This window comes from Rhizobium sp. Rhizsp82 (genome assembly GCF_047325115.1).
Lineage (GTDB): Bacteria > Pseudomonadota > Alphaproteobacteria > Rhizobiales > Rhizobiaceae > Rhizobium.
In genome coordinates this window covers 177,878-195,595 of the sequence record NZ_CP168569.1, presented here as the reverse complement: position 1 = coordinate 195,595, position 17,718 = coordinate 177,878, and the positions used below count along the sequence as shown (strand labels likewise).

Genomic DNA, 17,718 nt, shown 5'->3' with positions numbered 1-17,718 from the left:
TCCTGCGATGCTTGATTGAGCCTACCGCGTGGCGCCCCACAGATAGGCGACGGCGGCGACAATGCCGACTGCGGTCAGCGGGTTTTCGCGTACGGTCGCTTCAACATCGGCCCAGACGCTTCGAGCCTCGGCACGGGCGGCCCTCGCCCCGTCTTTTGCAACCTGAGACGCCGCCTGTCTCACTTGACCAGCGTCACGCCTCAAGGACCGATCAGCCGGTTCAGAGCTGGAAGACTCATCGGCCTCAAGCCCGCGCGCTGCCTCGCCTGCGTCAGCGCGGCCGGTTGGAATGGACGTTGTCGACGCGGATACGGGGTCTGACGCCGGGAAAGTGTCTTCGAGAGCTCTGTCGAGCTCGCCTTTTTGCGACCGTGAGCGTTGTGCCGCCTGTTCGCGAAGCAACGATTGGACGGCGGGTGAATCCTTAGGGTCTGCCATTGTGTTTTACTCCCTGGTTGAAAACAGCCGCCCCGAAAGCGGCCTTTGCGATTAGAAGCTGATCTTGATTATGAACGTCTTGGGGACGAAGATGTTCATCTGTTCCTGTCATGGCTGCTGGGCGACGAAATTCCCTGCGCACAGGATTTCAATTCCGCCCTTTACAACGCGGCATCATCGACGCTTGCGGCGCAGTTCTTGCGACGTTCTCCTGTGGGCCCGTCGACCGACGGCTAACGACAACCAGCGAAATTCGTTCGGCTGATCACGACAAATACTGAGGACTACGCGCATGCGGCGCTGCTCCGGACCCGCAGGCACTCTCCGACCGGGCGCTGACCCTTGACCTTGGTTCGGTATTCTACCGACGCCACGGAGATCACGATCTCTTGTCGGAAACGTACAAAACGGCTTCTAGCGGCCGCCACTATTGACGGAATGCCGGGATTGGTCACAACCTCGTAGGGATCTAGCTCGGAGGAAATTGATGACAACGCCGCTCGGACGGGTTCGTGGTTTAGGATCGTCAAAATCGGGAACGACAGCTTATGTGATCAAGCAGGCGTCCGGCTTGGCCCTCGGCATCCTCACGCCCTATGTAATCGGGATCGGCATCTATTTGCTTGGTCGAGACCGGCCTTTTGTGGTGTCCTCCATTGCAAGCTTCTGGGTAGGACCCGTCCTTGTCGGCTTCATCATTTTGAGCGCCATACACATGGACGCTGGAATGCGTGCGATCATAGAGGACTACGTGCACGGCCACATGAAAAAGCTGGCGTTGCTTTTCCTGAACTCGGCATTCACGTGGTCGGTCTGCGTGGCCTCGGTCTTCGCCATCTTGTTGATCATGTTCGAGAGCGCGAGCCGCTAAGACCTCGGACCGGTTTTTATCGGCGACCGCGAACGGGAAAAAAATGTGGACGCCAGAGCTGCTTGTTCATCGGATCCCGGGTGGTGGTTCGACCGCATAGTGGCGCTCTGCCCGGCGGCAGAGATAAACTTCTCGCTCTGGATGGCACTCGACTGCGAAGCCACAGCTGCGCAGCATTGCCTCAACCGCCGCTCTGTTGGGTACGAACCAGTTCGTGGGATCTGAGGCGTAACGGTTCTCCACAAAGAACAGCTTTGGGTAAGTCGCGCGATCAAATACGGCCCATTCAGAAAAATCGTAGTCCTCTTCCACATCGCCGACGCGCTCGTCGCCCCGCTGCAGACACTGAAACAGAAGCTGGTCTGCAACGACATGCTCATGGAGAAGATCAAGGGCAAGCAGCGGATGGCGCAGATGGTAGAGAACGCCCATGAAGATCACCAGATCGAACTTTTCGGCGAGCTTTTCGACGTCATAGACTGACATCTGCCTGAACTCGACATCCAGGCCGGATCGTTCAGCAGCAAAGCGCGCCTGTCTTAGATACAGCGGATCATTATCGATCCCCACGACGCGCCCAGCATTGCGTCGTTTCATCTCGAGTGTGTAAAAGCCCGCGTTGCAGCCGACATCCAACACACTGCGCCCGCCAAGGTCCTCCGGGATGCTTTCCTTGAAACCCTGCCATTTGAAGCTGGGATAGTCGCCTAGGAAATGGTTCGGCGCGGTCTTTACCCCATTGATATCGAGATTTTGAAACCATGGACCCAGCGCCTCGATGCGCGCTTCCAATATCTTTCGATCGTCGGTGAGCTCGCCCATGCTTACGCTCCGATCGGCAGCGACGCAGCCGCGCGCCTGTCTGCAATGCGAGGGGCTGCTGGTGCGTTGGCGGCAAGTGTCGTGCAGAACCAGTCGGCGGTCCGCTGCAAGCCTTCCCGCAGCGAAATCTCCGGCTTCCAGTTCAGGAGCTCTTGAGCGCGTGCAATATCGGGGCGTCGTCTCTGCGGGTCATCCTGCGGCAAGGGACGATGAACGACCGTCGAGGCCGAGGGAACAAGCTCACTCACCATTGCCGCCAGTTCGTTGATCGTGAACTCGCCCGGGTTTCCAAGGTTGACGGGACCATTCGGATTGACCGCGATATCCATCAACGCCATCAGGCCGGCCACAAGATCACTGACATAGCAAAAGGATCTGGTCTGCTCGCCGGTCCCATAGATCGTCATCGGATCATTCGAGAGCGCCTGAACGAGTAGATTGGATATGATGCGCCCGTCATGAGGCTGCATCCGCGGCCCGTAGGTATTGAAAATGCGCGCAACGCGTGCATCGACTTGCCCAGCACGAAGCATGTCGAAGCACAAGGCTTCAGCCGCGCGCTTGCCCTCGTCGTAACAGGCACGCGGGCCGGTGCAGCTGACATTGCCGCGATAGTCTTCCCGCTGAGGGTGTTCAACCGGATCGCCATAGACTTCACTCGTCGAAGCCTGGAGAAAGACCGCATTGTCGCGCTGCGCAAGCTTCAGCAAGTTGCCCGTCCCTGCCACACAGGTCATCATCGTGTGAACAGGATCCGCCTGATATTGGGGTGGGGAGGCTGCACAGGCCAGATTGTAGATCTCCTGGACGGGCTCATTGGGCGCGGTGAAGGTGCAGATGTCCTGCGACATCAGGCGGAAGTTCGGGTGGTTCATCAGGGGTTGAACGTTTTGCGTAGACCCGGTGATGAAGCTGTCCACGCAGATGACGCGATTGCCTCGCGAAAGCAACGCGTCACACAGGTGCGAACCGACAAAGCCGGCGCCGCCTGCAACAAGGGTGGTCTTCATGTGTCCGTCGCGGTTGCTCTGCAGCATCTTCCGTCCTCCTTACGCTGACAATTGTTGATGGGCAATGCGCGGTGCCGGTGCGGCTGGCAGGCATGAGATCGCCTCGGCGAGCTCACGCGCCCGCGCCCGTCCCGTATGTCCGCCAAGCACGATTGCCCGCGCCCGCTCGGCCATTGACCGGCGGCGCGCTTCCGGCAATTCCACCAACGCGCTGATGACGTCCTGCGAGTTTCGGGCGATGATCAGTGCTTGCCCATCCGGCAGAAGCTCATCGAGGCCGCGCCACGCATCGCTGATGATCGGCGTTGCGCAGGCAGCTGCCTCAAACAACCGAACGCTCGGGGACCAGCCGGCAGCGATCATATGAGCGCGCGTGACGTTGAGCGTGAAGCGTTGACGACTGTAGAAACGTGCATGGTCTGAGGGCGGCAGGTGATCGATGCGTTCAACATTGGCGGGCCAGTCGATATCATCTGGATATTGTGGGCCGGCAACGACGAACCGCCTGTCGGGAAGCTGACGTGCAGGTTCGAGAAGCAGCTGCTCGAGCGTCGGTTGTCGATCAGCGCTGTAGGTGCCCAGATATCCCATCTCCCAGATGGTGGGATCATCGGTCTTGCCGTATCGGTCCGGGTCAACCGAACAATAAAGCGCAATGGCACGCTGAGCGCCGTATCGGGTCTCCAGTTCCTTGAGCACTTCGCCGCCCGAAAACGAGAAATAAGCCTGAAAAACTGCGATCTGACGGCGCGCAAGATATTCCTCGTCGCCACGATCGAGTTTGGAAAGCGTTACCGGCGTGTCGATGTCGTAAAAGCATAGCCTCTGCAGTGCGATCGTTGCCAGGCGATCGATAACGTCGATGCCCTGGAACACGTAGGACCCGACGACCACCGCATCGGCAGCGCGCAGGCGCTTTGCATATCGCGTGACCATTTCGTCGAGATCTTCATAATAGGCCAGTTCGCAGAAATCCGGCTCAGCGAGATCGCGGTTGTTTGCGTACCAGGGCACATCACGTTCCAGGAAAAGCACCTTGTGACCATTTTCGTTCAGACCTCTGATAAGCGCTCTGAACGTCGTGGCGTGGCCATTGCCCCAGGATGAAGACAGAGACAGCCCGATGAAGACCAACTGCAATGACCGTGTCATTCCGCTGCCTCCAGTCGACGCGCCGAAAACGAGCGTAAAATGCCGTCGACCCTATCGGCACGGTGATCATAGGTGTGTTGCGAAAGGACTCGCGCGAGCGCATTCTTGCCTATGGTCATGGCTCGCTCGGGGGTTAACGAGGCGAGAATTTCTGCGACATCCTTCCCGTCGCGAGCGACCAAGACCTCGCTGCCAGGCACCAGAAAGAGTTCAATGCCCTCCCAATGATCGGTGATGAGGCAGGCACCGGCACCGGCGGCCTCGAATACGCGCGTTGCAGGGGAAAAACCATTCTTCGCCATGCTGTCGCGCGAGATATTGAGGACCGCTTTCGGCGTAACATTGAACGCGTTGTGATCGCGCGTGGATAAATGACCAACATAGCGGACATTGCCGGGCATGGATTTTCCATGCCAGCCAGATCCGCCGAGCAAGAAGGTTTGGCCGGGCCTATTTGCCGCTGCCGCAAGAAAGAAGTCTTCGACACGCCCTTCCCGATCGGGCAGCCGGTTGCCGAGAAAGCCGAGTTCTGCATCATAGCGCTGGTCGGGTTCGACCGGATGATGCGTCAGAGGATCAAGGGCATTGTAGATCGGAATGCAGTCGGCCGCTCCAAGGCGACGATAAGCATCCACAACGGGCTCACCGCCGCCGTAGGTCAGGACGAGGTCGATGCGTGCAAGCGCCTGACGAAGCGGGTGGTCGGGGCGAGCATGAAGTTCGGCAAGTGTCGCGGGGGCATCGACATCCCAGAAGATCTTCAGCGCGCGGGCACGCGCGTTGCGAAGAAGCTCGGCAAGCAGGAGATCGTCTTCAAAGCCTACACCACTCGCCTTGATGACAACATCGGCTCGCGCTGCCTCGGCTGTCGCCTGCCTTAGTCCGTCGATCGACCCGTCATAAACGACAACCTTGCACCATTCGGGCGGATCGATGTCGCGGTTCTGCTGACGTTCAAACACATCCGGCTCATAGAAGGTGATATCGTGCCCCTTGAGCGCAAGCGCACGTAGGAGGCCGCGGTAATAAGTGGCGGCGCCATTCCAGTAGGCCGACACGATGCTCGAACCATAAAATGCGACCTTCATTGAGCGGCCTCCAGTGCTGTAAGCTTTTCGGTGACCCGCCGGCTGCCGCATGTAGAAAGGATCGACAGGAGTTCATCCACACGATGACCGCAGGTGTGACGGGTACGAATTGTTTCGAGCCCGGATGCAACGAGTGCCGCCGAAAGCTCAGCATCTTTCAACACCCGGTCCAGCGTGAGGGCCATCTCTGACCCACTGGAGGCGACAAGGTAGTCCTGCCCGGAACGGAAGAGATTTTCGGCATCGTCCCACGGCGCCGAAACAAGTGGGATGCCACAGGCGAGCGCTTCGAAGACACGGATGGTCGGTATTCCGGGGAGGTGCTCGACGTAAGGGCGGCGCGGAATATGAACTGTCACCCGGTGCTGCGCAAAAGCAATGGGCGCTTCGGCATTTGCGATCCAGCCTCCATACTCGATATGGGCGGCCACAAGAGCGTCAAGCGCGTGTTGCGGATATCGGACCCCCCGAACGGTCGTCCTCAAGCGCAGCGCCTCCGACGGGCGCACGAGATAGTTGATGATCTCCTCGGAGCGTTCGTCGTCGCCCCAGTTGCCAATCCAGATCAGATCGCCGGTCTTTTCGATTTCCGGCATTGGCCGGAAAAGCGCGACATCAGCGGCTTCGTGCCAAGTGAAGACATTGCGGCCCCACCCCGCCTTGAAATAGCGCTGTCGCAATGTCTCGCCGAAGGCGAGAACACCATCATAATCAGCAAGCTCTAGGCGCGCGATATCGTCTTGAGCGGACACCGCGCGATGATGGGTGTCATGGAACAACAGCGTGAAGGCACCCCCATTGCGCCGCGCGCGTCCAAGACGCGCGACCAGAGCCGGTTCGGTCCACTCATGGACGATGACGACATCGGCGTCAGCCAAGGCCTCCTCATGCTCGAAATCAGCGTCGTAGACCTCGGCTTTCAAGTCCGGGAACGTCTTGCGAAACATGTCGATCGCCACCATGCCCTGATCGGCCACGAGATTGTCGCGGCTCCAACTATGGCTTGGCTCAAGCGCCAGTGCATCATGGCCGCGGCCGATAAGCTCACGCATGACGCCACGCAGAAAATGGGCGTTTCCGTGGTTCCAGTCAGATACCAGCGAATGGGTGTAGAAGATGAACTTCATGTGTACTCCATGGCGGTTGGGGCTTGCACAATTGAAAGAACGTGCCGATAGATCGCGCGAACGGATGCGGCCTGGGCCTCGACGGTGAATGCGCGCGAACGAGCCTGCGCCAGCCCTCCCAGGCGCTTGCGAAGCTCTTTGTCGTGCACCAGACGGCTGATTGCCGCTGCAAATGCTTCCTTGCTGTTGGGATCGGCAAAAAGGGCTGTCCCGCTCCACAGCTCCCGATAGGTTGGGATGTCCGCCAGAACCATGGCGCTTGCACTGCGTGCCGCCTCGAGCACCGCCAGGCCAAACGGCTCGTAAAGCGACGGCGAGACCACGATGGCAGCCTGACGCATCAAGGCCATGGTCTCGGAATGATCCAGTTCGCCGCGATGATCGACGTTGAGAAGCTGCAGAAACTGCCGGTTAGGTCCCCGGTTAGAGCCTGCCATCACGACCGGCCAGTCGAGACCACCGGCTGCAGCATCCAGTGCGGCACCATTCTTTCCATCGTCCCACCAACGTCCTGCTGCAAAGACGTAGTTCTCTTTCTGGCCCGAAACCTCCGGTAAACAAGTGCCGTTGTGGACAACGCGCAGCCCCTTTATCTCGCCGTAGACTTCAGTGGAGAGCCGGGCATGACTTTCGCTGGGCATCACGACCGCATCGGCCCGATTGAACCCCTGACGGTTCAGTTCAAAATGCCATTGCCAGTTTTTTGGCGCATGATCGTCCCGGACTGCCTTAAACCAGGTGCATACGCATGAATGGCCGACAGCCACGACAGGGATATTCGTTCTCAATCGGGCGGCCTGTGACGGCAAGTTGAGATGGATGAGATCGGCCCGTTCGACAGCTGCGTAATGCTCGATTGCACCCGTGACCCCATGCAACGCCGCCTCGTTGTCCACCATCCAGTCGAGCGGAAGATCGCAGACATGGAGCGCACCAATCTGCTGTGCCTCCGCAGCCTGGGCCGCTGATGGTGCCGACCCAAAACAGATGAACGCCGTTTCGACGCCCAAGATGCGCAACCCGGCTGCCAGATCCATGGCGTAACGCCAGACACCCCCCACAGCGTCGACCGTCATCAGCACCTTCATCCCTTGGCATGCGGTTTGAACCCCTGTCATGCTGGAACCTTCTTTCTGGGCTGCAGCCGAACGCGACCGGCGAAGCGATGTTCCTCAAGCCAGTCGGCAAGATGGCGCAGGCCCGCTTTCCAATGAATGTTCGATTGCCAGCCAAGTTCGCGGGTGAGCTTTCCCGCATCGGCTACAAAATAATATTGATCACCGGCGCGCCAGTCGCCAAACCGCGTATCGAGCGGATGGCCGACAAGGGATTCAATTTCACGCAGCACTGTCAGGACGCTGACGGCATTGTTCGCGCCGCCACCGAGGTTGAAGACTTGCCCCCTGACCTTTCCGATGTTGCCGAGAACTGCGCGATAAGCGGCGACTGCATCGTCGACATGGAGCACGTCACGCACCTGCTTGCCGTTCCCATAGATCGAAATCGGCTCTCCCTGGAGCGCGCGTATCAGGAAGTGAGCGACCCAGCCCTGGTCTTCGGTGCCGAATTGCCTTGGTCCGTAGATGCAGCTCATTCGAAGCACCGCCGTCGGTATCGCGAAGGACTTCGCGTAGTCCAGGACATATTGGTCGGCGACGCCCTTTGAGCAGCCGTAAGGCGTGCAGAACCGCAGAGGCCGATCTTCGGCGATGCCGCGTGAGCGAATTGCTGCGTCTTGCGGGACATAGGAATAATCAGTCTCGACCATGATGAGATCGTCGAGAGATCCATAGACCTTGTTGGTGCTTGCAAAGATCACCGGCGCCTGCCTGCCAGCTTTACGCACAGCCTCAAGAACATTGATCGTGCCACGCCCGTTCGTTTCGAAATCATCGATCGGGTGGACTAGGCTGGTCGTCACAGCCGTTTGGGCAGCGAGATGGAAAACTGCCTTCGCGTCTGTAAAGACCGGCTCGATGCCACGAACATCGCGAATGTCCGAAAGAACGGGATGTACCCGCTTTCCATGTCGTTCCGTCAGCCAGGCAAGGTTCTGGTCGACGCCCGGCCGATTGAGATTGTCTAGGATTACGACGTCTTCACCCTCAAGCAGCAAGCTGTCGGCGAGATTGGAGCCGATGAAACCACTGCCGCCGGTAATGACGATCGGAGCGGAGCCTTTTGCCAGATTGGGCGCAGCAAGCCTGGTGATATCTTCCAGCCGGGGAACCCCGCCCTCGATCAAAAGACGTGCGAGAAGCTTGGGTTGGTTGTCGTGGGTCACCGCGCCGAGATGGTAATGGCGTGGATCGAACCAGAGCCCCTCCTGTACGGGAATGTCGGGCGCCACATCGGCCCATGAATACCAGAACAGGCGATCGGCGGGAACCGACAATGCCTTGATGAACCGCCTGGCCTGCTCCGTCTCGTCATTGCGCCAAGTGGAATAGCCCGTTTCTGTAATCCAGATTTGCGCGTCTTCATTAAAGCGGTCAAGGATACGACGCATCTCGCCAAGATGCATGTCCCACCCACCCCAGGTGCCCTCCTCGCTATCCCAGGTTCCGGGAAAGCCATGGAAGCCCACCGCATCGACGACGCTGAGGAGGCCGCGATCCCCCATCAGGTTGAACCAGTAGGGATCGAATGGGCAAGGTCCGCCAAGAACAGGCCTCCACCCGCGATGCTTGGCCCAATAGGCGGCCTTCCCGATCATCTCACAGAAGAGCTGGAAGTCGCCGTCTTCGCGCCAATCCCAATCAAGCAGGTTGTTGGGCTCGTTCCACAGCTCGACAAATTCAAAGTATCTGCCGTAGCGGGTCAGCACGTGATCGACGAAATCGGCGTAAGCCTTGATATCACGCGGTGCGCCGGACGATCTCCCGGTGCGCGACATCGAAGGTGGCGTGTAATGGATGCAGGGTAGCAGATCGATTTGACCGCCGAGCCGCGGGATGAGCCAGTCGAACCAGGCTTCGCCGCCGGGTGCCAGATATTCGGCCCATGAAAGATGGGTTCTGAGGTAGCTTGCGCCGCTTGCCAGAATGTCCGGCAAAAGTCGTTCGGTCCGCTCGAACTCACCGGGACGGAACCATTCGACAAACCCATAGGTCTTGGTCTTCGCAGCGGACCTGTCGGATGAGAAGGATACTGTCATGATACAAGGCCTCGCTCTTCCAGATGGCGTCTCATCTCCCCGCCCCGGTCGATGGCGCCGGCGGCGCGGACCCATTGTGCGAAAGGTCCAAGCGATGTCTCCAACCTTTGCTGCGGTTCGAAACCGAGGAGCTCACGCGCCTTCGAGATATCGGCAAAGCAATTGCGGATATCCCCGGCCCGTGCCTTGCCCATGATCTCGGGGCCGATCTCCGGCACGCCCATGGCAGCGGCCAGGAGAGCAGCAACCTCGGCAATCGTATAGGACTGGCCGCTGCCGATATTGATGGTGTGCCCGTTCAGATTAGGCTTCTCCACCGCAAGCCGGAACGCCCGCGCGACGTCACGTACATGAACGAAATCACGCCGTTGCTGACCATCTTCAAAGATCATCGGGGGCTGATTATTCGCGAGCCTGGAGGCAAAATTGGCGAGGACGCCGGTATAGGGGTTTGAAAGCGCCTGACCTGCACCAAAGACGTTGAAGAGGCGCAATGCCACGGCATCCACACCATAGGCCTCACCAAAGATCAAAACCTGTTTTTCCTGCGCATATTTTGTAAGCGCGTAGATGGAAGCAAGGTCGACAGGCTTTTCCTCGTCGGTCGCCACCGGGATGAGAGCCTCCCCATCCGGCCCAACGAGGTTCCACTGACCTGTCCTTATATTGTCGGCCCGGCGTCTGATCAGGCCGATCTGATCTCCCGTTTTGCTGCGGTAGCGGCCTTCACCGTAAACGCTCATCGACGAAGCCACGACAATCCGCCTGACCGGCCTGTCGATCATTGCCTCCAGCAGGACTGCTGTTCCAAGGTCGTTGCCGCCGACATAGCGGGCAATCTCATACATGGACTGGCCGACACCTACTTCCGCAGCAAGATGTATGACGCCATCGACGGCCTCCAGAGCGCGTTCAACGACAGCCTTGTCGCGGATGTCGCCCCTGACGACCTCGGCTGCGTCCGGTACCTCGACCTCCGCGTCGCCATGCACCTGATCGATCATCGCATCAAGAATGCGGACGTTGAAACCGTGCTCCAGAAGCTCTTCGGTGACGTGACGACCAATAAAGCCGCACCCACCGGTCACTAGAATATTCTTCATATCGACCCCATCGTCGCTGGTGATGATGGGGCGCGAACTTCGGCTTCTAACGAAAGTTCCTGCTATGACATCTTTAATGACATCGACATCATCAATGAGAACATCCCCGCAGCTGGCGGGCTCCCTTCGCTACGATTGACTGCTCAAGATGCGAGCCGGGCGCGTTGAGGCATCTTGCGTGTCATCATCAACGTCATCTTCATTGACATGAACAGGAACTCTTGCCGATGAGCAAAGTTCGACCGGCAAATGCTCTTGCAACCGGAGACTTCCCTTATGAAAGTTGTAATGATCGGGGCGGGCTATGTCGGCCTCACGACTGGGACCTGCTTTGCATCTCTCGGTCGCGACGTTTGTTGCGTCGACGTCGATGTAAAGCGGATCGAGGATCTTCAGCGGGGCAAGATTCCGATCTTCGAGCCGGGTCTGAGCGAGCTTGTTGCAGACATGACGGCAGCCGGAAAGCTGACGTTTTCCTCTGATTTGGCGCGCGAGGTAGCAGGAGCCGACTTCGTTTTCATCGCGGTAGGAACACCGTCAGGGCCAGACGGCGACATTGATCTGTCCTATGTGACCGCAGCCGCACGCGCCATAGCCACCGTCCTACCCGATCATGCGATCGTGGTCGTCAAGTCGACGGTGGTCGCCGGGACAGCGCGCGCGGTAGGCGAGATCATAAGGACACTCAAACCCCATGGCAAAGTTCGCATCGCATCGAATCCTGAGTTCCTGCGAGAAGGCTCTGCGCTATCGGACTTCATGCAGGCAGACCGAATCGTGGTTGGCGCCGACGACCCCGATACGGCTGCAGCGATGCGTCAGCTCTATCTCCCGCTGATCGAAACCGGAACACCCTTCATCAGCACGACAACGACCGACGCGGAGCTTATAAAATATGCGGCGAACGCGTTTCTGGCACTGAAAATTGGCTTCATCAACGAGGTCGCCAACATTTGCGAAAATACCGGCGGGGACGTTGGTGCGGTTGCGCGTGGTATCGGCTCGGATCGCCGCATTGGCGAGAGCTTTCTGCAGCCGGGACCCGGCTTCGGTGGCTCCTGCTTTCCAAAGGACACGCGAGCTTTCGCCGCAACGGGCAGGCGGTTTAAAAGCCCTCAATCTCTGATCGAACAGGTCATTACGGCAAACGAAGAGCGCAAGACAATGCTCGCCAATCGAATTCTTGAAGCCCTTGCCGGTCAACAATCTGCCCGTGTCGCAGTCCTCGGGATGGCCTTCAAGGCTCACACGGACGATGTCAGGGAATCGGCCGCACTGTCGGTCGTTCAAGTCTTGGCAAGAGCCGGTATCGATGTATCCGGTCACGATCCGAAAGGACGCCTGCACGCTGAAACTATTCTTGGATCCGGCGTCACATGGCATGACGATCCCTATGAAGCCGTCCGCGGCGTCGACGCTGTCGCTATCATGACGGAGTGGGATGAATATCGCGAGCTCGACCTCGCCAAGGTTGGTCATCTTGTGGCCGGGAAACTTCTGTTTGATTTCCGCAACCTGTTCACAGCCGAAAGTGTCACGCGCCACGGATTTTCTTATCATAGCCTCGGACGTCCTGTGGCCAAACCGCGTGACGTGGACCGACGCAAGGTAAACCCTGGAGCAAACCCTGTATGGGCGGATATTGCCGCCTGTGCCCGTTGAACGCCGGAGAAGATGATGGACAACAGCAGTCGAACTTTATCTGATCATTTGAGCGCGGTCGTGATCTCCGCCCCTGGAGTGACAGAGCTCGTGCAGCAAGAGCTTCGTCGTCCAGGTGATGGCGAGGTGAGGATAAGACTGGAAGGCTGCGGTGTCTGTGCCTCCAACCTTACGCCTTGGTCAGGACCGGAATGGATGCAGTTTCCGACCGAACCAGGCGGGCTTGGTCATGAGGGTTGGGGTCACGTCGATGCGATAGGTCCAGGGGTCGACCATCTAAAATTAGGTGATCGCGTTGCTGCCCTTTCCTATCATGCCTATGCGAGCCACGACTTTGCCAAGGCAGACATGGTCGTCGCACTTCCGCAAGAACTTGCCGGCCAGCCCTTCCCCGGAGAACCGCTCGGATGCGCCATGAACATCTTCAAAAGAGCTGAAATAGGCCCGGGACAGACGGTCGCCATTATCGGTATCGGCTTTCTAGGGGCATTGCTGACGCAGTTGGCGGCAAAGGCCGGTGCTCGGGTCATCGCGATCTCGCGGCGACAGACCTCTCTGGCGGTTGCTAAGATCATGGGGGCGTATGAGACGATCGAAATGGACGATCACTGGCGCATCATCGAGCGGGTCAAGGCGCTTACCGGGGGCCGGTTCTGTGACTGCGTGATCGAGGCGGTTGGCAAGCAGTGGCCAATCGATCTTGCAGGCGAATTGACGATGGAGCGCGGGCGCCTGGTGGTTGCCGGCTACCATCAGGATGGAGCACGGCAGATCAACATGCAGCTATGGAACTGGCGCGGTATTGACGTGGTCAACGCACATGAACGGGACCCGGCGCTTTATATTGAAGGTATCCACGATGCCATCAAGGCGACATGTGAAGGAAGGCTCGATCCTTCGCGACTGTACACCCATCGCTATCCTCTCAGTCAGCTTGGCCAGGCATTGAACAACACGCGTGACCGGCCGGGCAACTTCATGAAAGCATTGGTGGTAAACTCATGAACAGCCCTGTTGCGAACGCGTCCTTTGAGGCTGCTGAAAGACCTGCCAGGGTTGGCTTTGTGGGCGTTGGATGGATTGGCAGACACCGTATGGAAGCAATGCTTGCCACAGGCGCTGTCGAGGCGGCTTTCATCGTCGAACCATCAGAAGAAATGGCAAAGGCGGCCATGGTGGCTGCGCCGGGAGCAGAGCGGGTGGATTGCCTCGATGATCTTCTTGGCCAGGACGTTGATGGCGTCGTCATCGCTACACCAAGCGCCCAGCACGCCCAGCAGTCGATAAGGTCACTTGAGGCTGGACACGCGGTCTTTTGCCAGAAGCCGCTCGGGCGCAGTCTTGAGGAGGTCAACGCTGTGCTCACGGCCGCCAGGACGGCCGACAAGCTCCTTTCAGTCGATCTCTCGTACCGATACACGCACGCAATGCAACGGATCAAAAGCCTGCTTCAGGCGGGCGAGCTCGGTGAGGTGATGGCTGTCGACCTGACATTCCACAATGCCTATGGGCCGGATAAAACCTGGTTCTACAAGCGTTCGAAATCCGGAGGCGGGTGCGTCATTGACCTGGGGGTTCACATGATCGACCTGGCGCTCTGGTCCCTGGACTTTCCTGAGATCGTCGCGGCCTCAGGCTCCCTTATGTCCGCTGGCCGTCCAGTTTCCATCACCGCGGAAGAGGTGGAAGACTATGCATTGGCAACGCTGCAGTTGGCCAATGGCACAGTTGTCCGTCTCGCCTGCTCCTGGGGCCTGAATGCAGGTTGTGACTGTGTCATCGATGCAAGCTTCTACGGTACCAAGGGTGGCGCTGCCATGCGCAACCTGAATGGATCATTCTATGACTTCTACGCCGATCATCTAGTCGGAACGCAACGCAGACGGTTGGTCGATCCTCCAGACGACTGGGGTGGACGGGCTGCAATCGACTGGGCGAGACGGCTGGCCACCGGAGCCAGGTTCGACGAAGCTGCCGAGCATCTCGCCGAGGTTTCACGCGCCATGGATATGATCTATCGCAGCGCATCAATCTGCGACCACTGATGAAGCGAGATAAGCGCTTTGAGCGTCTTGGTTCAGGAACCATGGCCTGCGAGCTCGGTTCTAGTCGAAAACCAGCAGGGGGTGGAAATGCCGCGGCGTAGATTTGATTTGGAACAGACGCCAACCACATCGGATCTGGTTATCAGAAGCGGCTTGCCACCCTGGATCATAACAGCCTTGCGGCAAGCCGGCATCAAACGACTGAGCGTCATGTCCACCTTGTCGGATGAGCGGCTGTTGACGATCCCCGGGATCGGGCGGCGCGCCGTTTCCATGATCCGCCAGGAGCTTCAAAGGCAGACCGGGGAGCGAGGCGAGCCTGCAAGGGATGCATCGAGCTTTCCCTCACTCTAAATGCCAGCGTCAACGCAGATCATCAAGGGTGTTGCCAGATGCGAGACGTCTGGAATTGAATTTGCGGTCAGTGCCCGTGGGGACCCGCGTCATGCAGGCGGTCTCTTCGTCCGGGCAAAAGAGCAACGCTTGCTTCACTCGCGTTCGACAAATTTGTTGAACCGGCTCGTCCCGCCGTCTTTTGTCTGGTCCTGATAAAGAAAGGCAAGCCTGTTGTCGTCGAAGATCTTGAAGAAGTCGTCCCATCCGATTTCTTCGAAATCGTCTTCCGGCTCCCCGAAGTCGACGTGAAGGAGGCCCCCTTTGCCCTTCGTTCGAATGACGGATGGGCGACCCTGACGGGCTTCAATCCATTTCTTGACGATATCGTGGTCAGTCGTCGTTGCTGCATTGCTCATCGACAGCTCCTCGCTTCAGGTGATGATGCCACCGAACATCGACGATAAGGCGGAGTTCCAACTGCGGTGCCGCACGGGCTTCTGGCGAGGCGGCGGTGCGCTTGCTAGAGCCAAGCGCTTTGCCGTTCTCTGGTCGATCATCAGTCGGACGATAATGTATACCCAATCACATAATCCCCCGGCTTGGTCCCCACCGACCCATGCCCGCCGGCAACCATCACCACATACTGCTTGTTGTCAGATGTCGTATAGGTCATCGGCGTCGCCTGCCCACCGGCCGGGAGACGGGCCTGCCAGAGCTCGGCCCCGCTGGTGACGTCATAGGCGCGCAGATAGTTGTCGACGGCAGCGCCCAGGAAGGCCACGCCGCCCTTGGTCATCATCGGGCCGCCGATGCCGGGGACGCCGACCTTGAAGGGCAGCGGCAGCGGCGTCATGTCGTGCACCGTGCCGTTCTTGTGCATATAGGCGATCTTGCCGGTGCGCAGGTCGACGCCGGCGACATAGCCCCATGGCGGCGCCTGGCAGGGAATGCCGAGCGGTCCGAGGAACGGGCCCATGAACACGCCGTAGGGCGCGCCGTCATTGCGGTTGAGGCCCTGTTCGCTGCCCTTCTCGTCCTGGCCGCGCGGCGGGATATCGGCGGCCGGAACGAGCCTCGAGGTGAAGGCGAGATAAGTCGGCATGCCGAACATGATCTGCCGCTCCGGATCCACAGCGACGGAACCCCAGTTGAAGGTGCCGAAATTGCCGGGATAGACGATCGTGCCCTGAAGCGACGGCGGCGTGTAGCGGCCCTCGTATTTGTAGCGGTGGAACTCGATGCGGCAGGCGAGCTGATCGAACAGCGAGACGCCCCACATGTTCTTTTCCTGCAGCGGATCGGGCGAGAAGGTCAGATCCGAGATCGGCTGCGTCGGCGCCGTCTTGTCTTCCGGGATCGCCCCACCGGGGGCGGGGATTTCCTTGAAGGGAATGATCGCCTCGCCGGTGCGCCGGTCGAGCACGTAGATATCGCCCTGCTTGGTCGGCGCCACCAGCGCCGGCACGACGGAGCCGTCGGGCTTGGTCATGTCGAAGAGCACCGGCTGGGCCGGAACGTCCATGTCCCAGAGATCGTGGTGGACGAACTGCTGCACCCATTTCAGCTGCCCGCTATTGATGTCGAGCGCTGCGACAGACGACGAGAACTTCTCGACATTGGCGCTGCGGTTCATCCCGAGCTGGTCGGGCACCTGGTTGCCGAGCGGGATATAGACCATGCCGAGGCCCTCATCGACCGAGAGCACCGACCAGCTGTTCGGCGAGTTGGTCGTGTAGGTCTGCCCCTCCGGCAGCGGCGTGGTCACATCCGGATTGCCGGAATCCCAGTTCCAGAGCAGGGCGCCGGTATTGATGTCGAAGGCGCGGATGACGCCGGACTGTTCCTGCGTCGAATAATTGTCGTTGACGGCCCCGCCGATGATCAACTTGCCCGCAACGGCAACCGGCGGCGAGGTCGAATAGTAGTAACCGGCCGGATTGTATTTCATGCCGGTCTCGAGATGCAGCGTGCCCTTGTCGGCAAAGTTCTCGCAGACCTTCCCGTCCACGGCATCGAGCGCGATCAGCCGCGCGTCCGAGGTCGGCAGGTAGACGCGGTCGGCGCAGGGCTGGCCGGCCGCCGTCGCCGTGTCTTGATAATAGGTGATGCCGCGGCAGGTCTGGTGCTGCCGGTCCGGGTTCATGCCGGAATTGGCGTCGAACTTCCATTTCTCCTTGCCGGTCTTGGCATCGAGCGCGATGGCCCAGTTATGCGGTGTGCAGAGATAGAGCGTGTCGTTCACCTTCAGCGGCGTCACCTGGTAAGTGGTCTCGCCGACATCATCGGGCCGCTTCACGTCGCCGGTCTGGTAGCGCCAGACCTCCTTGAGATCCTTGACATTGGTGGCGTTGATCTGGTCGAGCGGCGAGTAGCGCTGACCGAACGGCGTGCGCCCATACTGATGCCACTCGCCATCCGGTACATCGCCGCCGAAGGGCGGGGCGGCCGCGACCACATCCTTCGGCAGGTCGCCTGCGAGATCATGCGGATCCGTCGTCATCGAGTAACCGGCAACCAGGATGGCGATGATCACGGGCACGCCGAGCGGCCAGGGGTTGGCGCTGTAGACCGCGCCGGTCGGGCTCGCAAAACCGAGCGGCCGGCGGATCCAGGGCGTCAGCAGCCAGAGACCGAGCAGGATGATCAGCCCGCCGCGCGGCCCGAGCTGCCACCAGTCGAAGCCGACTTCCCAGACGGCCCAGATCAGCGCCGCGACGACGAGCGCCGCATAGACCCAGAGCGCTACCGCCTTGCGCATGAGGAGCAGCACGGCGGTGATGATGAACATCGCGCCGGCGAACAGATAGAAGATGCTGCCGCCGAGCAGCACGAGCCACAGCCCGCCGCCGCCAAGCGCCAGTCCGATGAGGATAAAAAGGATGGAGGTTATTGTAAGCATCATTGGGT

15 protein-coding genes are annotated in these 17,718 nt (G+C 59.4%); 4 read left to right on the top strand and 11 right to left on the bottom strand.

Translation table 11 applies throughout. The features are described 5' to 3' along the window. Positions 1–21 precede the first annotated feature (21 nt). Positions 22–438, bottom strand: a complete 417-nt coding sequence (locus tag ACEN84_RS00960; protein WP_112715921.1) for a hypothetical protein — start codon at positions 436–438, stop codon at positions 22–24. Positions 439–925: 487 nt separating this feature from the next. Here ACEN84_RS00960 and sdhD point away from each other — a divergent pair, with 487 nt between their 5' ends. Further along, positions 926–1,309 carry a succinate dehydrogenase, hydrophobic membrane anchor protein gene (gene sdhD / locus ACEN84_RS00955; RefSeq protein WP_112715919.1) on the top strand — a complete coding sequence of 128 codons (384 nt, stop codon included), beginning with the start codon at positions 926–928 and terminating at the stop codon, positions 1,307–1,309. Positions 1,310–1,375: 66 nt separating this feature from the next. Here sdhD and ACEN84_RS00950 read toward each other — a convergent pair whose 3' ends face one another. The 8 genes from ACEN84_RS00950 to ACEN84_RS00915 are packed head-to-tail and all read right to left on the bottom strand — an operon-like array spanning position 1,376 to position 10,768. Then, positions 1,376–2,131, bottom strand: a complete 756-nt coding sequence (locus ACEN84_RS00950; protein ID WP_413708887.1) for a TIGR04290 family methyltransferase — start codon at positions 2,129–2,131, stop codon at positions 1,376–1,378. Between the two features lie 2 nt (positions 2,132–2,133). Next, positions 2,134–3,168 carry a UDP-glucuronic acid decarboxylase family protein gene (locus ACEN84_RS00945; RefSeq protein WP_112715915.1) on the bottom strand — a complete coding sequence of 345 codons (1,035 nt, stop codon included), beginning with the start codon at positions 3,166–3,168 and terminating at the stop codon, positions 2,134–2,136. A gap of 12 nt (positions 3,169–3,180) precedes the next feature. Then, positions 3,181–4,293 carry a glycosyltransferase gene (locus tag ACEN84_RS00940; protein ID WP_112715913.1) on the bottom strand — a complete coding sequence of 371 codons (1,113 nt, stop codon included), beginning with the start codon at positions 4,291–4,293 and terminating at the stop codon, positions 3,181–3,183. Then, the gene (locus ACEN84_RS00935) at positions 4,290–5,381 is read right to left on the bottom strand and encodes a glycosyltransferase (protein WP_112715911.1); all 1,092 of its coding nucleotides are present in this window, start codon (positions 5,379–5,381) and stop codon (positions 4,290–4,292) included. Before ACEN84_RS00935 ends, ACEN84_RS00940 begins: the two co-directional genes overlap by 4 nt. Beyond that, positions 5,378–6,508 carry a glycosyltransferase gene (locus tag ACEN84_RS00930; protein WP_112715909.1) on the bottom strand — a complete coding sequence of 377 codons (1,131 nt, stop codon included), beginning with the start codon at positions 6,506–6,508 and terminating at the stop codon, positions 5,378–5,380. Before ACEN84_RS00930 ends, ACEN84_RS00935 begins: the two co-directional genes overlap by 4 nt. Beyond that, a complete protein-coding gene (locus ACEN84_RS00925; RefSeq protein ID WP_413708886.1) occupies positions 6,505–7,584 on the bottom strand; it encodes a glycosyltransferase family 4 protein in 1,080 nt (359 codons plus the stop codon). Before ACEN84_RS00925 ends, ACEN84_RS00930 begins: the two co-directional genes overlap by 4 nt. 38 nt (positions 7,585–7,622) lie before the next feature. Then, entirely contained in the window at positions 7,623–9,665 is a 2,043-nt protein-coding gene (locus ACEN84_RS00920) for an NAD-dependent epimerase/dehydratase family protein (RefSeq protein WP_112715907.1), read from the bottom strand. After that, positions 9,662–10,768 (bottom strand): NAD-dependent epimerase/dehydratase family protein, encoded by a 1,107-nt coding sequence (locus ACEN84_RS00915; RefSeq protein WP_112715905.1) that lies wholly within the window; start codon positions 10,766–10,768, stop codon positions 9,662–9,664. The genes ACEN84_RS00920 and ACEN84_RS00915 overlap by 4 nt, the downstream gene beginning before the upstream one ends. Before the next feature lie 276 nt (positions 10,769–11,044). Between ACEN84_RS00915 and ACEN84_RS00910 the strand changes: the two genes are divergently transcribed. The 3 genes from ACEN84_RS00910 to ACEN84_RS00900 are packed head-to-tail and all read left to right on the top strand — an operon-like array spanning position 11,045 to position 14,475. Then, positions 11,045–12,430, top strand: a complete 1,386-nt coding sequence (locus ACEN84_RS00910) for a UDP-glucose dehydrogenase family protein (RefSeq protein ID WP_130279551.1) — start codon at positions 11,045–11,047, stop codon at positions 12,428–12,430. A 15-nt stretch (positions 12,431–12,445) separates the two neighbouring features. Next, positions 12,446–13,435, top strand: a complete 990-nt coding sequence (locus ACEN84_RS00905; protein WP_413708885.1) for an MDR/zinc-dependent alcohol dehydrogenase-like family protein — start codon at positions 12,446–12,448, stop codon at positions 13,433–13,435. Then, positions 13,432–14,475, top strand: a complete 1,044-nt coding sequence (locus tag ACEN84_RS00900) for a Gfo/Idh/MocA family protein (RefSeq protein ID WP_130279552.1) — start codon at positions 13,432–13,434, stop codon at positions 14,473–14,475. Before ACEN84_RS00905 ends, ACEN84_RS00900 begins: the two co-directional genes overlap by 4 nt. A 488-nt stretch (positions 14,476–14,963) precedes the next feature. Here the strand turns inward: ACEN84_RS00900 and ACEN84_RS00895 are convergent, their stop codons facing one another. Beyond that, the gene (locus ACEN84_RS00895) at positions 14,964–15,227 is read right to left on the bottom strand and encodes a hypothetical protein (RefSeq protein ID WP_112715895.1); all 264 of its coding nucleotides are present in this window, start codon (positions 15,225–15,227) and stop codon (positions 14,964–14,966) included. Between the two features lie 140 nt (positions 15,228–15,367). Next, the gene (locus ACEN84_RS00890) at positions 15,368–17,713 is read right to left on the bottom strand and encodes a glucose/quinate/shikimate family membrane-bound PQQ-dependent dehydrogenase (RefSeq protein WP_413708884.1); all 2,346 of its coding nucleotides are present in this window, start codon (positions 17,711–17,713) and stop codon (positions 15,368–15,370) included. Positions 17,714–17,718 lie beyond the last annotated feature (5 nt).

Bases quoted from the DNA above. Each gene is read 5' to 3' on its own strand.
- ACEN84_RS00960 (WP_112715921.1), bottom strand. From the start codon at position 438: ATGGCAGACCCTAAGGATTCACCCGCCGTCCAATCGTTGCTTCGCGAA.
- sdhD (WP_112715919.1), top strand. From the start codon at position 926: ATGACAACGCCGCTCGGACGGGTTCGTGGTTTAGGATCGTCAAAATCG.
- ACEN84_RS00950 (WP_413708887.1), bottom strand. From the start codon at position 2,131: ATGGGCGAGCTCACCGACGATCGAAAGATATTGGAAGCGCGCATCGAG.
- ACEN84_RS00945 (WP_112715915.1), bottom strand. From the start codon at position 3,168: ATGCTGCAGAGCAACCGCGACGGACACATGAAGACCACCCTTGTTGCA.
- ACEN84_RS00940 (WP_112715913.1), bottom strand. From the start codon at position 4,293: ATGACACGGTCATTGCAGTTGGTCTTCATCGGGCTGTCTCTGTCTTCA.
- ACEN84_RS00935 (WP_112715911.1), bottom strand. From the start codon at position 5,381: ATGAAGGTCGCATTTTATGGTTCGAGCATCGTGTCGGCCTACTGGAAT.
- ACEN84_RS00930 (WP_112715909.1), bottom strand. From the start codon at position 6,508: ATGAAGTTCATCTTCTACACCCATTCGCTGGTATCTGACTGGAACCAC.
- ACEN84_RS00925 (WP_413708886.1), bottom strand. From the start codon at position 7,584: ATGACGGTCGACGCTGTGGGGGGTGTCTGGCGTTACGCCATGGATCTG.
- ACEN84_RS00920 (WP_112715907.1), bottom strand. From the start codon at position 9,665: ATGACAGTATCCTTCTCATCCGACAGGTCCGCTGCGAAGACCAAGACC.
- ACEN84_RS00915 (WP_112715905.1), bottom strand. From the start codon at position 10,768: ATGAAGAATATTCTAGTGACCGGTGGGTGCGGCTTTATTGGTCGTCAC.
- ACEN84_RS00910 (WP_130279551.1), top strand. From the start codon at position 11,045: ATGAAAGTTGTAATGATCGGGGCGGGCTATGTCGGCCTCACGACTGGG.
- ACEN84_RS00905 (WP_413708885.1), top strand. From the start codon at position 12,446: ATGGACAACAGCAGTCGAACTTTATCTGATCATTTGAGCGCGGTCGTG.
- ACEN84_RS00900 (WP_130279552.1), top strand. From the start codon at position 13,432: ATGAACAGCCCTGTTGCGAACGCGTCCTTTGAGGCTGCTGAAAGACCT.
- ACEN84_RS00895 (WP_112715895.1), bottom strand. From the start codon at position 15,227: ATGAGCAATGCAGCAACGACGACTGACCACGATATCGTCAAGAAATGG.
- ACEN84_RS00890 (WP_413708884.1), bottom strand. From the start codon at position 17,713: ATGATGCTTACAATAACCTCCATCCTTTTTATCCTCATCGGACTGGCG.